Here is a 12,557-nt window from a genome sequence, read left to right as displayed (position 1 = left end):
CTGATCCGCTGCGGTCCGGGGGTCAGCGCTCCCCGGCCGCCGGGACCACCGCGGGACTGGCGACGACGGGGGCCGGATCCTCGGGCCCGAGCAGGAGGGCGGTGCCGCCCGCCGCGGCCAGGACGAGGGCGGTGGCCGCCAGCGGCACCACCGCGCGTCGGCGGCGGGGGTGGCTGCGGCGGTGCCGTCCCCCACCCGCCGCGGAGGGTGCGGCGTGCAGCGGGGTCGCGGCGAGCGCCGCCGCCACCGCGGCGGCCGTGGGCCGGGCCGCGGGGTCGTCCTCGGTCATCGCGACCAGCACGGCGCCGAGGTCGGCGGGGAGCCCGTCGGGGACGTGCGGGCGGCGGTGCAGGCGGGCCGTCGCCGACTCCGCGGCGCGGCCCGGGTACTCGCGGCGGCCGGTGAGCGCCTCCAGCAGCACGAGGCCGAGCGCGTAGACGTCGGCGGGCGGGCCGACGGCCTCCCCGCGGGCCTGCTCGGGGGCGAGGAACGCGGCGGTCCCGACGATCATCCCGGCCTCGGTGACGGCGGCGCCGTCGAGGGCCTTCGCGATGCCGAAGTCGGCGAGGTGCGCGTGCGTGCCGTCGCCGAGCAGCACGTTCGCGGGCTTCACGTCGCGGTGCACGATGCCGCCGTCGTGGACGTGCGCGAGGGCGTCGGCGAGCTCCGCGCCGAGGCGGCGGACCTGCGCGGGCGGCAGCGGCGCGACCCCGATCTGCTCGGCGAGCGTGGGGCCCTCCACCAGGTCGGTGACGACGAACGGGCGCCCCGACTCGGTCCCCCCGTCGCGCAGGCCGACGAGCCCGGGATGCTGGTCCAGCCGTGACAGCGCGTCCATCTCCCGGCGCTGCTGGCGGCGGTCGTGCACCGAGCCGCCGGGGTGGAACAGCTTCACCGCGACCCGGACGCCGTTGCGGACGTCGCGACCGCGGCGCACCACCGCCGAGGACCCGATCCCGATCACCGGACCGAGCCGGTAACGGCCGGCGACGAGCCGGCCCTCTGGCTCGCCCTCGCCGTCGGTGCTCACACCGACCACGTTCCCCCGTTCGCGACGTTTCATGCGCGACCGACACGGATCGTGTCGCCGCTCCCGCGGGTCCCCGACCGCCCGGTGGCGGAGGGGACCCGCGGGGCCGGGATCAGGCGCCGGCGGCGGCCGTCGTCAGGGCCCGCTTGGTCAGGACCCGGGCCAGGTGACGCCGGTAGTCGGCCGTGGCCGTCAGGTCCGCCGTGGGCTCGGTGCCCTCGGCGGCCAGCGCCGCGGCGTCGGCGATCGACGCCCCGTCGGCCAGCGCGGCCTCGGTGGCCGTGGCCCGCAACGGCGTCGGGCCCATGTTGACCAGCCCCACCCGCCCGTCGACGGCGGCGACCGCGACGATCGCCCAGTCGTTGGCCCGGCGCGTGAACTTCTCGTACGCCCAGCCCGCGGCCCCGGTGCGCGGCACCCGGACCTCGGTGATCAGCTCGTCCGGCTCCTTCACCGAGGAGAACATCCCGGTGTAGAACTCCGTGATCGGCACCGAGCGCTCGCCCCGCGGCCCGCGCAGCACGACCGTGCCGCCGAGCGCGAGGACGGCGGCCGGCAGGTCCGACGCCGGGTCGGCGTGCGCCAGCGAGCCGCCGAGCGTGCCGCGGTGGCGGATCTGCGGGTCGCCGACGGTGCGCGCGACGGCCGCGAGCAGCGGCACCTCCGCACCTACGACCTCCGAGGCCTCGACGGTGCGGTGCTTGGTGCCCGCCCCGATCGCGACCTCGTCGCCGTCGACGCGCACGTAGTCCAGCTCCGTGAGCCTGCCGATGTCGATGACCAGCTCGGGGGTGGCCAGCCGCAGCTTCATGACGGGCAGGATCGAGTGCCCGCCCGCCAGGACCGTGGCCTCGTCGCCGTGCTCGGCGAGCAGCGCGAGCGCGCCGTCGAGGGTGTCCGGACGCTCGTAGGCGAAACCGACGGGGATCATGCGCCGCTCCCGGTGGAGAAGCCCGGTTCCGCCTCGAGGCCGCCGGAGGGCGCCTGCTGGGCGTGCCCCCCGCCGGTGACGGCGTCGGGGTCCTGGCCGCTCGCGGCCAGCACCGCCCGGACGATGTTGTGGTAGCCGGTGCACCGGCAGAGGTTGCCCTCCAGGCCCTCGCGGACCTCGCGCTCGGTGGGCTTCGGCGTCTCGGCGAGCAGGCTCACCGTGGCCATCACCATGCCGGGGGTGCAGAACCCGCACTGCAGGCCGTGCTCCTCGCGGAACGCGGCGGCGACCGGGTGCAGGTCGTCGGAGGTGGGCGAGAGCCCCTCCATCGTCTGCACGGTCGCCTCGTCGGCCTGCACGGCGAGCATGGTGCAGGACTTCACCGACTCCCCGTCGACCAGCACGGTGCACGCACCGCAGGAGGTCGTGTCGCAGCCGACGTTGGTGGCCTTGAGCCCGAGGGTGTCGCGCAGGTAGTGGGCGAGCAGCAACCGCGGCTCGACCTCGGCGCTGGTCTCCGCGCCGTTCACCGTCATCTGGACCTTCACTTGGCGCCCTCCTGGGCAGCGGCGTTGATGGCCTCCCAGACCCGCAGGGGGCTGGTCGGCATGTCGATGTGGCGGACGCCGAGGTGGGAGACGGCGTCGACCACCGCGCTCTGCACGGCGGGCGTGGCACCGATGGTGCCCGCCTCGCCGATGCCCTTGGCGCCCAGCGGGTTGATGTGCGTCGGCGTGGCCATGTCGAGCAGCGTGAAGCTGGGCAGCTCGGCCGCGGACGGGAACGCGTAGTCGGCGAACGTGGCCGTCAGCGGGTTGCCGTCGGCGTCGTAGACGACCTCCTCGAGCAGGGCCTGCGAGATGCCCTGCGCGATGCCGCCGTGGCGCTGCCCCTCGCACAGCAGGGGGTTGAGCACGGGGCCGGCGTCGTCGACGGTGATGATCCTGTCGACCACCGCCTTGCCGGACTCCACGTCGACCTCGACGACGGCGACGTGCGCGCCGAACGGGAAGGTGGGCGCGCCGCTGTCGAAGTTCGAGTCGACCTGCAGCTTCTCCTTCTCCGCCAGCGCCGCGAGCGTCACGCCCTTGTCGGTGCCACGGACGTTGACCGAGCCGTCGACGACCTCGAGGTCGTCGACGTTCGCCTCCAGCAGGTCGGCCGCGCGCTGCTTGGCCAGCTCGACGAGCTCGCCTGCCGCCTGGTAGACGGCGACGCCGCCGGTCTGCAGGCTGCGCGAGCCCATCGTGCCGCTGCCGCGGGGGATGAGGTCGGTGTCGCCGTGCAGCACGGTGATCTTGTCGATGCCGATGCCGAGGTGCTCGCTGGCGAGCATCGCCCACGCCGTGGCGTGGCCCTGCCCGTGCGGCGAGGTGCCGGTGAGCACGGTGACGGTGCCGTCGGGGTGGACCTCGACGGAGGCGTCCTCGCTGAACGCCCCGCCGCCGGTGATCTCGACGAACACCGAGACGCCGATGCCCAGCTGCACGACCTCGCCCGCCTCGCGGCGACGCTTCTGCTCGGCGCGCAGCTCGCTGTAGCCCGCGCCCTCGAGGACCTTGTCGAGCGCCTTCTCGTACTCGCCGCTGTCGTAGGGCGCGCCGCCCTTGGTGGTGAGCGGGAACTGCTCGGGCTGCAGCAGGTTGCGGCGGCGGACCTCGGCCGGGTCCATGCCGATCTCGGCGGCGAACATGTCCATCGAGCGCTCGATGGCCGCGGTGGCCTCGGGGCGCCCGGCGCCGCGGTAGGCCGCGGTCGAGGTGGTGGTGGTGACCAGCACCCGCGCCCGCGACTCGACCTTCGGGATGTCGTAGACGCCCGGCGCCATCATCCGCGTGAACATCGGCAGGACGGCGCCCAGGCGCGGGTAGGCACCCGCGTCGGCCAGCACGTCGAGGCGGTAGGCGAGGACCTTGCCGTCGCGGTTGCCGCCGATGGTGACCGTCTGCAGCTGCGCGCGGCCCTGGACCATCCCGGTCATGTTCTCCGAGCGCGTCTCGTTCCAGCGCACGGGACGGCCGGTGTGCTTGGCGAGCCACGCGACGAGCGCGAACTCGGGGTCGGCGCCGATCTTCGCGCCGAACCCGCCGCCCACGTCGGGGGTGATCACGTGCACCTGCGAGGAGTCGACGCCGAGCCAGCCGGCCACCTCGTCGCGGGCGCCCTGGGCGGCCTGGGTGGAGCACCAGAGCGTGAGCCGCCCGTCCTCGCCCCACGCGGCGCTCGCGGCACGGGTCTCCAGCGACGCCGCGGCGAGGCGCTGGTTGACGATCTCCTTCGTGACGACGACCTCGCAGTCGTCGAACAGGTGCTCGTCGAACTCGTCCTTCAGCCCGAAGCCGTTGGAGGTGTTGGTGCCGACCTCCTCGAACAGCAGCACCTCGTCCGAGGCGGCGGCCTTGAGGTCGACGACCGCGGGGAGCGGGTCGTAGTCGATCTCCACGAGGTCGGCGGCGTCCTGGCCCTGGTAGGCCTCCTCGGTGAGGACGGCCACGACCGGCTCCCCGACGAAGCGGACCTTGTCGGTCGGCAGCCAGGACCGGACCATGCCCTTGTTCGCGCCGCCGAACAGCAGCGCGGGCTCGAGGTCGATCTCCGCGCCGGTGATCACCGCGACGACGCCGGGGGCCCGACGGGCCTCCTCGACGTCGACGGAGGTGATGCGCGCGTGCGCGAGCGGGGACCGGACCAGCGTCAGGTGCAGCGCACCGGTGAGCCGGTCGTCGGTCAGGTCGTCGGTGTAGGTGGCACCCCGCGAGAGGAAGAGGGGGTCCTCTCTGCGGACCACGCGCGTGCCCATGATGCTCATTCTCGGGACATTAGCCGGACGCGGTCGGCCCTGCCGGGGCCGACCTGTCGCGCACAACATTCCGGGCGGATCGGCCCGCGGATGCGGAGCGGAGTCGTCGCCCGTTCCGCAGGTGCGCGTCGCCCGTCAGCCGGTCCACCACGGTCGCACCGCCCACAGCGGCGACACCGGACCGTGCCCGGCCCCGAGCGGGTACGCGTGCCGGACCGCCTCGGTGATGTAGCGCTTCCCGAGCGCGACGGCGGCGGGCACGTCGAGCCCGCGGGCGAGCCCGGAGGCGATCGCCGAGGCCATGTTGTCGCCGCCGCCGTGGGTGTGGCCCGTGGCGAAGCGGGGGCCGGGCAGCTCGGTGAAGGTGTGCCCGTCGTAGAGGAGGTCGACGCACACGTCGGCGTCCTCGGCCAGGTGCCCGCCCTTGACGAGCACGTGGCGCGGGCCGAGCGCGTGCAGCGTCTTCGCCGCGTCGTACTGGCCCGCGCGGTCGTGCACCTCGACGCCGACCAGCAGCCGCACCTCGTCGAGGTTGGGGGTGACCAGCGTGGCGCGCGGGAACAGCAGGTCGCGGAAGGCGTCGAGGGCGTCGTCGGCGAGCAGGGGGTCGCCGTGCATCGAGGCCGCCACCGGGTCGACGACGAACGGCGTGCGCCCGCCCGCCCCGATCCCGGCGCGGTCGCACGCCGCCACGATCGCCTCGATCGTCGGGCGCCCGGCGAGCATCCCGGTCTTCGCGGCGTCGAGCCCGATGTCGGAGGCCACCGTCTCGATCTGCGCCGCGACCGTCTCCGGCGGCAGCACGTGCACCCCGCTGACCCCGAGCGTGTTCTGGACGGTGACCGCCGTGACGGCGACGCAGCCGTGCACGCCGCACGCCGCCATCGCCCGCAGGTCGGCCGCGACGCCCGCGCCGCCGCCGGAGTCGGTGCCGGCGATCGTCAGCACGCGCGGCGGGGTGGTGCCCACGGTCGGTTTCATGTCCGTACCTCCTGCAGCCGGCATTACCCGGTCTGGTTCGACGGTCGGTGGCGGGTCAGCCACCCTCTCAGCCCGCTGCCGCGAGCTCCCGTGTGATCGGTGACCGTAGCCCGCCCGGCGTGGCGCGGGGAAGCCGTGTTCGATGGGGGCATGCCGCTTGAAGGAGAGTACGAGCTCAGCCCCGAGGGCTGGGTCCGCGACCAGACCGAGAAGATCCTTGAGACCGGGACGACGGAGAGCGTCGACATCAAGGGACGCCCGGTCATCCTGCTGACGACGCGGGGCGTGAAGTCGGGGAAGCTGCGCAAGGTCCCGCTGATGCGCGTGGAGCACGACGGCGAGTACGCGATCGTCGCGTCGCTGGGCGGGGCGCCCAAGCACCCCGTCTGGTACCACAACGTCAAGGCCGATCCGCACGTCGAGCTGCAGGACGGCACGGTGACCAAGGACTACGACGCGCAGGAGATCACCGGCGAGGAGAAGGCGATCTGGTGGGAGCGCGGCGTCGCCGCGTTCCCCGACTACGCCGACTACCAGGAGAAGACCGACCGCGAGATCCCGGTCTTCAAGCTCACCGAGCGCGCCTGACGTCGCCGCCGCAGGCCGGTCCCGCCGCGGCGGGGCCGGCCCGCGCTGCGGTGGTCAGTCCTCGCGGGCGCCCTCCGTCGTCACCGACCGCAGCAGCGGGCGCGACGCCGCCGACGCCCCGGCCACGAGCAGCACCCCCGCCACCACGACGACGCCGAGCAGCAGCAGCCCGGACGGGGCGAACGCGTCCGAGGCCGCCGCGAACGGAGACGCGCAGACCAGCCCCATCGCCAGCCCGATCCCGCCGAGCACGAGCAGCGGCCGGATCGTCTCCGCGCGCCGGGCCGCGTCGAGCACGCCCAGCGGCGTGCCGGCCAGGCGCAGCAGCCGCAGCGGGCGCCGGTGGTCGAGGATCCGGGCCGCCGCGGCCGTGCCGGTGGCGGTCGCGGCGATGACGAACGTGCCGACGAGCACGACCAGGGTGCCGCGCTGCAGGTCCTGGGCGAGGACGGAGTCGGCCCCGGTCCCGTCCTCGCCGAGCCCCGCCGTCAGCGGTGCCAGGAACCCCGCGACGAACACCGCGAGCGTCAGCCCGGCCAGCGGGCGGAAGGCGCCCTTCGGGTCGTCGAGCAGGCGGCGCCCGGCGAGCAGCGTCCCCGCGGACCGGGCCGTGCGCACCATCCCCGCACCGAGCAGCCGCACCACCAGCGGCCCGACCAGCGACACCGTCCCGAACAGGATCAGGACGCCGACGCCGAACACCAGCCCGGTGACGTTCGCGGGCCCGGCGTCGCGCACGGTGTTGACGATCCCGAACGCGACGAGGCCCGCCCCCACCCCGAGCAGCCGCAGCAGCCGCGCCCCGCCGGCCCCCTGGCGGCGCACCACCCCGAGCGGCCCGACGACCACCTGCCGCATCCCGCCCACGGCCGCGGCCGCCGCGAGCAGCGCGACCCCGGCGACGACGGCGAGCAGCGTCGGCGGGGCCGGGCGCACGTCGTCGGGGAACCAGCGGCCCCCGCCCAGCTCGATCCACGCCACCGCCGGGGCGGCCAGCCAGTACAGGGCGACGCCGAGCGCCGCGGCCGCCGTCGCGACGGCGACGACCTCGGTGACGGCCGCGACCGTCACCTGCCGGGTCGACGCCCCGAGCAGCCGCAGCAGCGCGAGCCGCTCCGTGCGGCGCGCGGCGGTGAGCCGGGCCGACGCCCCGAGCAGGCTCGCCACCGGGAAGACGAGCAGCGCCGCCGCCACGTAGGTGAGCTGGCGGTAGACCTCGATCGGGCCGAACCCCGCGGGCGGGCCGAAGCCCGCGAGCGGGACCAGGTCCGGGTCGTCGGCGGACACCCCGGCCACCGCGACCAGCTCGTCGGGGCCGCGGAGGCCGTCGTCGGAGATCACTCCGGTGGGGGCGAGGCCGGCGACCGGGTGCCGCGCGAGCAGGTCGCCGAGCGCCGGGGACACCAGCACCTCCCCCGGCGCGGGCACCCGTTCCAGGCCGGGCGGCGGGGTCCGGACGGGCGCGGCGGCAGCCACGTCGACGACCTCCACGTCCCGGCCCGCCACGACCTCCGTGCGGCTCGCGGCCAGCACCACCGGGACCGCGGCCGGCTCCCGCTGGGCCAGGTCGGACCGCCACCCGGTGCGCTCCTCGCGGGCGTCCCAGCCGTGCACGCCGCCGAGCGCGAGGGCCAGCAGCACCGTCCCGACGGCCACCCCGGTCGCGACGAGCCCGGCCGACAGCGCGGCCCGCCGTCCGCCGAGCCGCAGCAGCCGCAGCGACAGGCGCGCGACGCCGATCACCGGACGCCCCCGTCGACGAGTCGCCCGACGGGCGGGTGGGCCCGGCCGTCGCGCAGCACGACCGTGCGGTGGCAGCGCGCCGCCACCTCCGCGTCGTGCGTGACGACGACGAGTGCGGTGCCGGTGCGGGCCACCAGGTCGCGCAGCAGGGCCATGGTCCGCTCGCCGGTGGCGGTGTCGAGCGCCCCGGTCGGCTCGTCCGCGAACACCACCTCCGGCGACGTGACGAGCGCCCGCGCGATCGCGACCCGCTGCTCCTGCCCGCCGGAGAGCCCGCCGGGCCGCCGCTGCTCCAGCCCGTCGAGGCCGAGCGGGCCGAACCACGACGCCGCGCGCGTCACGGCCTCGGCGCGGCGCATCCCGCCCAGCATCAGCGGCAGCGCCACGTTCTCCACGGCCGGCAGCTCTGGCAGCAGCTGCCCGAACTGGAACACGAACCCCAGGCGGGAACCGCGCAGCGCGGTGCGGCGCGACTCCGACCACCCGTCGATCCGGTCCGGGCCCAGCCACACCTCCCCCTCGGCGGGCCGCAGGATGCCCGCCAGGCAGTGCAGCAGCGTCGACTTCCCCGACCCCGACGGGCCCGTCACCGCGACGGTCTCCCCGGGGTGCACCGCGATGTCGACCTCGTGCAGCACCGTCGCCGCACCGAAGCGGTGGGTGAGCCGCACCCCGCGCAGCGCGGCGTTCACCGCCCGCTCCCGAGGCGCTCGAGCCAGGGCAGTGCCGCCATCACCAGCAGCAGGAGCACTCCCGCCGTCCACGCCGCGGTGCCGAGCACCGCCGAGATCAGGTCCATGACCGGGACGATGCGCCCCGCCGGGCCGCACCCGCCTCGGCCGCCGGACCGACATCCCGTCCGGGTGCTCGTACTTCCGGACGAGGGGCCGGCACCACCGCCCGCCCTAGGCTCGACCCGTGATCCGCCTGCTGCGCCGGGTCCGGCGGCACTCCGGGCTCACCGCCGAGGTCCTCGGCTACCTGATCTGGTACCTCGTCGACGTCCTGCTCCTGGTCTCCGGCGGATCGCGGATCAACGTGGTGGGCGGGCTCGTCGTCCCGCTGGTGGTGCTGTGGCGCCGCCGCACGGGCGTCGCGCTGGTCCCGGTCGCGGCCGTCGCGATGGGGGCCTCGATCGTCGTCACGGCGGTCGTGGCCGTGGCGGGCCCGCCGGTCGCCACCGACATCTCCTTCGCCGAGCAGCTCGCACTGGCCGTGCTGGTGGTCGCCGTGCTCCGCCGGGCCCCGCTGCGCACGGCGGTGCTGCTCACGTCGGTCGCCGCGCTGGCCATCGTCGGCTCGGCGTGGCTGCGCACCCCGGAGGGCATCCCGTCCCTCGCCGTGCTCTCCGCACTGGGCTGGGGCGGAGCGGTGGGCATCGGCCTGCTGGTGCGCGACGCCGAGACCCGGCGCCGGGCGGCGCTGGAGGAGGTGCGGTCCGGCGAGCGGATGGAGCTGGCCCGCGACCTGCACGACGTCGTCGCCCACCACGTCACCGGCATCATCGTGGCCGCGCAGGCCGCCGCCGTCGTCGCCCGGACCTCGCCCGACGACGTCGACCGCGCCCTCGCCGCGATCGAGAACGCCGGCGTCGACGCGATGGCGGCGATGCGCGCGATGGTCGGGGTGCTGCGCGGCCAGGACGCCGAGGGGGCGCGGACGCCCGGGGCCGAGCTGGGCGGGCTGCCGACGCTGGTCTCGCGGTTCGACCCCGGCGGGGAGGTCGTGCGGCTCGCCGGCGACCCCGGCCTGGTGCACGCCGTCCTGCCCGCCGGGGTCGCCGCCACCGGCTACCGGGTCGTCCAGGAGGCTCTGACCAACGTCCGGCGGCACGCGCCGGAGGCTGCGACCGTGGAGGTCGATCTCCGACTCCGTGGGGAGGAACTGCTCGTGTCGGTGCGCAACGACGGGGTGCCCTCCGCGCTGCCCGCCCCGGGCCCGCGCGGGTTCGGGCTGGTCGGGATGGCCGAGCGGGTCACCGCGCTGGGCGGCGACCTGACCGCGGGCCCGGCCGGGCCCGGCCTGTGGTCGGTGGCGGCCCGGATCCCGCTGGCGCGCCGGTGATCCGCGTCCTGCTCGCCGACGACCAGGAGATGGTCCGCACGGGCTTCCGGCTGATCCTCTCCGCCGAGGACGGCGTCGAGGTCGTCGGGGAGGCGGGCAACGGCGTCGACGCGGTCGCGCGCGCCCGGGCCCTGCGCCCCGACGTCGTGCTGATGGACATCCGCATGCCCGAGCTCGACGGGCTGGAGGCCACCCGGCTGCTCACCGCCGACGCCGAGCCGCCCCGGATCGTCGTCGTCACCACCTTCGACCTCGACGAGTACGTCTACGGCGCCCTGCGCGCGGGGGCGTGCGGGTTCCTGCTCAAGGACGCCGGGCCCCGGCTGCTGGTGGAGGCGGTGCGCGCGGCCGCGGCGGGCGAGGCGCTGGTCTCCCCGGCGGTCACGGTGCGCCTGCTCGAGCACTTCGCCGAGCCCGCGCGGCCGGCGTCGGTCGACGGCGTGCTGTCCCCCCGGGAGCTCGACGTCGTGCGCTCGGTGGCCCGCGGCCGCACCAACGCCGAGATCGCCGCGGAGCTGTTCGTCTCGCTGTCCACCGTCAAGACGCACCTGACGAACGTCCAGAACAAGCTCGACGCCCGCAACCGCACCGAGATCGCCGTCTGGGCGTGGGAGCACGGCCAGGTGCGCTAGACGTCGTCGGCCTGCTGCGTCGACGGGTCCCAGGCCAGGCCGGGCACGCCCCAGCCGAGGCGGCGCAGCTGCTTCTTCGCGGCGCGCGCGTTGCGCCCGACGAGCCGGTCGACGTAGATCACGCCGTCGAGGTGGTCGACCTCGTGCTGCAGGCAGCGGGCGAGGAACCCGTGGCCCTCGACCGCGACCGGGGCCCCGTCCACGTCGACCCCGGTGACCGTCGCCCGCTCCGCCCGCCCCGTCGGGAACGCCTCGCCGGGCACGGAGAGGCAGCCCTCCTCGTCGTCCTCGGGGTCGGGCATGCCCTCGGGCCGCGGCGAGGTCTCCAGCACCGGGTTGACGACCACGCCGCGCACGCGCGAACGGGTGACCTCGTCCGGGCAGTCGTAGACGAACACGCGCAGGTCGACGCCGATCTGGTTGGCCGCCAGACCCACCCCCTCGGCCGCGGCCATCGTGTCGAACATGTCCGCGACCAGCACTTTCAGCTCGTCGTCGAACACCTCGACGGGTCGCGTGGGGGTGTGCAGGACGGGATCACCGATGATGCGGATCGGTCGGACGGCCACGGGTCCGGAGCCTACGACGTACCGGATCGTCACCCGTCGGGCGGCGCGTCCCTGCCCCGGTCCTGTCGGTCCCCCGTGGTTGAATGGCCGCCGTGAATGACACGTGTGTCATTCAGTTGAGCGAGGCCGCGAGGAGCGTGATGGAGTCCGCCACCGAAGCCAGTGGGGCATCCGCCACAGGCAGCAGCACCGCCCGTGTCCTGGACCGCCGGGAGCGGGAGATCCTCGCCTTCGAGGGCCAGTGGTGGAAGTACGCGGGCGCCAAGGAACAGGCGATCCGCGAGCTGTTCGACATGTCCGCCACACGCTACTACCAGGTGCTGAACGCGCTCGTCGACAAGCCGGAGGCACTCGCCGCCGATCCGCTGCTCGTCAAGCGGCTGCGCCGGCTCCGGCAGAGCCGGCAGCGCACCCGTGCGGCGCGTCGGCTGGGCATCGAGCCCTGGTAGGGACACCATGATCCTCCGCACGACCTGACCCGACATCGGAGGACACCCGTGACCGCACCCGCCCCGTCCGGGGGCCCGTCTCCCCTGCGGATCGGCGGTCTCGCCCTGCTCGGGGTGGGCGCCGTCGCCGGCATCATCGGCATCGCCACGCTCGCCACCGGCGGTGGCGACAGCGGCTCCAGCGCCGCCCCGTCCACCAGCGTGACCGCCGCCCCCGGCGACGGCTTCACCACCACCGACGGCGTCACGCCGCCCGGCGGCGCGGCCCCCACCGACGGCGCGACCGGCGGCGAGGGCGGCGTGCCGGTCCCCTCGTTCGGCCCGGAGCCGACGGGCGGGATCGCGGCACCCGGCGACGGCTCGGCCGAGGCCGGTGGCGGCTCGGGCGGCAGCGGCTCGGCCGGCAGCGGCTCGGCCGGCGGATCGGGCGGCGGCGCCGCGTTCGGCGGCGGCTCCGGTGCGTCCGGTGGCGGGGCGGAGAGCGTCCGCATGCCGCTGCGCGTCTACAACAACAGCACGATCCCCGGGCTCGCGGCCCGCGGCGCGGCCGACTTCGAGTCGGCGGGGTGGACCGTCACCGACACCGGCGGCTACAACGGCCTCATCCCCACCTCCACGGTCTACTACCGCGAGGGCACCGCGGAGCGCGACGCCGCCGAGTTCCTGGGCAACGCGTTCGGCCTGCGCGTCGAGCCGCGGTTCGACGGCATCCAGGACTCCACCCCGGGCGTCATCGTCATCCTGACCCGCGACTACCAGGGCGCCTGACC

Annotated in this window: 13 protein-coding genes; 5 read left to right on the top strand and 8 right to left on the bottom strand. The window is 75.6% G+C overall.

What is annotated here, in order from left to right; all coding sequences use genetic code 11:
- Nucleotides 1–22: 22 nt before the first annotated feature.
- From H6H00_RS10910 to thiD, 5 genes are all read right to left on the bottom strand, one after another.
- On the bottom strand, nucleotides 23–1,030 hold the full coding sequence (locus H6H00_RS10910) for a serine/threonine-protein kinase (protein ID WP_185721171.1): 1,008 nt from the start codon (nucleotides 1,028–1,030) through the stop codon (nucleotides 23–25).
- A gap of 112 nt (nucleotides 1,031–1,142) precedes the next feature.
- A complete protein-coding gene (locus H6H00_RS10905; protein ID WP_185721170.1) occupies nucleotides 1,143–1,961 on the bottom strand; it encodes an FAD binding domain-containing protein in 819 nt (272 codons plus the stop codon).
- Nucleotides 1,958–2,509: a (2Fe-2S)-binding protein gene (locus tag H6H00_RS10900; RefSeq protein WP_255425687.1), complete on the bottom strand. Its 552-nt coding sequence runs from the start codon at nucleotides 2,507–2,509 to the stop codon at nucleotides 1,958–1,960. Before H6H00_RS10900 ends, H6H00_RS10905 begins: the two co-directional genes overlap by 4 nt.
- Entirely contained in the window at nucleotides 2,506–4,770 is a 2,265-nt protein-coding gene (locus tag H6H00_RS10895; RefSeq protein WP_185721169.1) for a xanthine dehydrogenase family protein molybdopterin-binding subunit, read from the bottom strand. The genes H6H00_RS10900 and H6H00_RS10895 overlap by 4 nt, the downstream gene beginning before the upstream one ends.
- Nucleotides 4,771–4,896: 126 nt before the next feature.
- A complete protein-coding gene (thiD, locus tag H6H00_RS10890) occupies nucleotides 4,897–5,742 on the bottom strand; it encodes a bifunctional hydroxymethylpyrimidine kinase/phosphomethylpyrimidine kinase (protein ID WP_221775850.1) in 846 nt (281 codons plus the stop codon).
- 150 nt (nucleotides 5,743–5,892) lie between these two features.
- Here thiD and H6H00_RS10885 point away from each other — a divergent pair, with 150 nt between their 5' ends.
- Complete coding sequence (locus H6H00_RS10885; protein WP_185721167.1) at nucleotides 5,893–6,330, top strand: nitroreductase family deazaflavin-dependent oxidoreductase; 438 nt, start codon at nucleotides 5,893–5,895, stop codon at nucleotides 6,328–6,330.
- Nucleotides 6,331–6,384: 54 nt separating this feature from the next.
- Here H6H00_RS10885 and H6H00_RS10880 read toward each other — a convergent pair whose 3' ends face one another.
- Complete coding sequence (locus H6H00_RS10880) at nucleotides 6,385–8,073, bottom strand: FtsX-like permease family protein (protein ID WP_185721166.1); 1,689 nt, start codon at nucleotides 8,071–8,073, stop codon at nucleotides 6,385–6,387.
- Nucleotides 8,070–8,765 (bottom strand): ABC transporter ATP-binding protein, encoded by a 696-nt coding sequence (locus H6H00_RS10875; RefSeq protein ID WP_344736520.1) that lies wholly within the window; start codon nucleotides 8,763–8,765, stop codon nucleotides 8,070–8,072. The genes H6H00_RS10880 and H6H00_RS10875 overlap by 4 nt, the downstream gene beginning before the upstream one ends.
- Before the next feature lie 226 nt (nucleotides 8,766–8,991).
- On the opposite strand from H6H00_RS10875, the gene H6H00_RS10870 reads away from it, so the two are divergent.
- Both H6H00_RS10870 and H6H00_RS10865 read left to right on the top strand, forming a co-directional pair.
- Nucleotides 8,992–10,137: a sensor histidine kinase gene (locus H6H00_RS10870; protein WP_185721164.1), complete on the top strand. Its 1,146-nt coding sequence runs from the start codon at nucleotides 8,992–8,994 to the stop codon at nucleotides 10,135–10,137.
- Complete coding sequence (locus tag H6H00_RS10865) at nucleotides 10,134–10,769, top strand: response regulator (RefSeq protein WP_185721163.1); 636 nt, start codon at nucleotides 10,134–10,136, stop codon at nucleotides 10,767–10,769. Before H6H00_RS10870 ends, H6H00_RS10865 begins: the two co-directional genes overlap by 4 nt.
- On the opposite strand, the gene H6H00_RS10860 is transcribed toward H6H00_RS10865, so the two are convergent.
- Nucleotides 10,766–11,338, bottom strand: coding sequence for a peptide deformylase (locus H6H00_RS10860; protein WP_185721162.1), 573 nt, complete (start codon nucleotides 11,336–11,338; stop codon nucleotides 10,766–10,768). The genes H6H00_RS10865 and H6H00_RS10860 overlap by 4 nt on opposite strands.
- A gap of 140 nt (nucleotides 11,339–11,478) precedes the next feature.
- Between H6H00_RS10860 and napA the strand changes: the two genes are divergently transcribed.
- Both napA and H6H00_RS10850 read left to right on the top strand, forming a co-directional pair.
- Nucleotides 11,479–11,787 carry a nucleoid-associated protein NapA gene (gene napA, locus H6H00_RS10855; RefSeq protein ID WP_185721161.1) on the top strand — a complete coding sequence of 103 codons (309 nt, stop codon included), beginning with the start codon at nucleotides 11,479–11,481 and terminating at the stop codon, nucleotides 11,785–11,787.
- A gap of 48 nt (nucleotides 11,788–11,835) precedes the next feature.
- Complete coding sequence (locus tag H6H00_RS10850; RefSeq protein ID WP_185721160.1) at nucleotides 11,836–12,555, top strand: LytR C-terminal domain-containing protein; 720 nt, start codon at nucleotides 11,836–11,838, stop codon at nucleotides 12,553–12,555.
- The last annotated feature ends 2 nt before the right edge of the window (nucleotides 12,556–12,557 follow it).

Origin of the sequence: Pseudonocardia petroleophila (genome assembly GCF_014235185.1) — a bacterium.
Taxonomy (GTDB): domain Bacteria; phylum Actinomycetota; class Actinomycetes; order Mycobacteriales; family Pseudonocardiaceae; genus Pseudonocardia; species Pseudonocardia petroleophila.
The sequence above is the reverse complement of the archived record's forward strand: the minus strand, read 5'-3'. Positions and strand labels throughout refer to the sequence as shown.

What these genes read in the sequence shown, in the direction of transcription:
- H6H00_RS10905 (WP_185721170.1), bottom strand. Translation starts at nt 1,961, where the DNA reads ATGATCCCCGTCGGTTTCGCCTACGAGCGTCCGGACACCCTCGACGGC.
- H6H00_RS10895 (WP_185721169.1), bottom strand. Translation starts at nt 4,770, where the DNA reads ATGAGCATCATGGGCACGCGCGTGGTCCGCAGAGAGGACCCCCTCTTC.
- thiD (WP_221775850.1), bottom strand. Translation starts at nt 5,742, where the DNA reads ATGAAACCGACCGTGGGCACCACCCCGCCGCGCGTGCTGACGATCGCC.
- H6H00_RS10885 (WP_185721167.1), top strand. Translation starts at nt 5,893, where the DNA reads ATGCCGCTTGAAGGAGAGTACGAGCTCAGCCCCGAGGGCTGGGTCCGC.
- napA (WP_185721161.1), top strand. Translation starts at nt 11,479, where the DNA reads ATGGAGTCCGCCACCGAAGCCAGTGGGGCATCCGCCACAGGCAGCAGC.